The sequence below is a fragment of the Pseudomonas khavaziana genome (genome assembly GCF_019145205.1).
In the GTDB taxonomy this organism is placed as follows: domain Bacteria; phylum Pseudomonadota; class Gammaproteobacteria; order Pseudomonadales; family Pseudomonadaceae; genus Aquipseudomonas; species Aquipseudomonas khavaziana.
In genome coordinates, this window is the sequence record NZ_JAHSTT010000046.1 from 1 (window position 1) to 692 (window position 692).

At 57.2% G+C, this 692-nt stretch carries 1 protein-coding gene; it reads right to left on the bottom strand.

Annotated features, from left to right (window positions below; all coding sequences use genetic code 11):
- Window positions 1-692, bottom strand: a 692-nt coding sequence (locus tag KVH01_RS29445) for a hemagglutinin repeat-containing protein (protein WP_225924438.1), incomplete at both ends; no start/stop codon positions are given.

Below are 692 nucleotides of genomic sequence, written 5' to 3' on the forward strand. Positions count from 1 at the left end.
GGTTTGAGTACAGCATCAATGGACGAACTACTCGCATACAGATCCGTTCGCTTTTCATCATCCTTGGTGATCTCATAGGCCTTACCCACATCCCGGTTCAATCCGGTCGTAGAGTCAGCCCCCGTCTCAGCATCCTTGCGTACGACGATTTCACCTGCCCCCACCGTGGCGCGGACAATCTGCTCACGCTCTTTCTCGTAGTTCCATCCCTCAACGCTCCAGCCGGTCTTGCCTTCCTTGCCTTTGCCCGCCTGGCTGCTGTCTTGTACGGTGTTGCCTTTGCTTTCATTGCTCCCGGCTTTGTAGGTGCCACCTACGTTCAGGTAGTAGCCATGTTCTTTGTCTTGCCCGGCGATATCACTGAAGCCGAGGGTGCCCGTGTCCAGTTTCAGGTTGCCGTTGTCAGCGGCGATGACGGCTCCGTCGATCTGGGTATGGTTCTCTGTTCTGATATCGACGGCATTTTTACCGGTGATACGGGTTTGCTCTTCGACCCAGTCGGTTTTGCCGGTGGTCTTGCCAAAGCCGACCGAGCCGCTGACACCCGCACCCGGGCCGATGGTGGCTGTAACACTGATATCAAACTCTTTGCCCTTGACCTTGCCGGTATCGGCAACCGACGAGACCTTGAGGTCGCCGCCCACACGCCCCACCACTTCATCGCCTCTGAGGTTCGCTCCGCCGATGGTGGT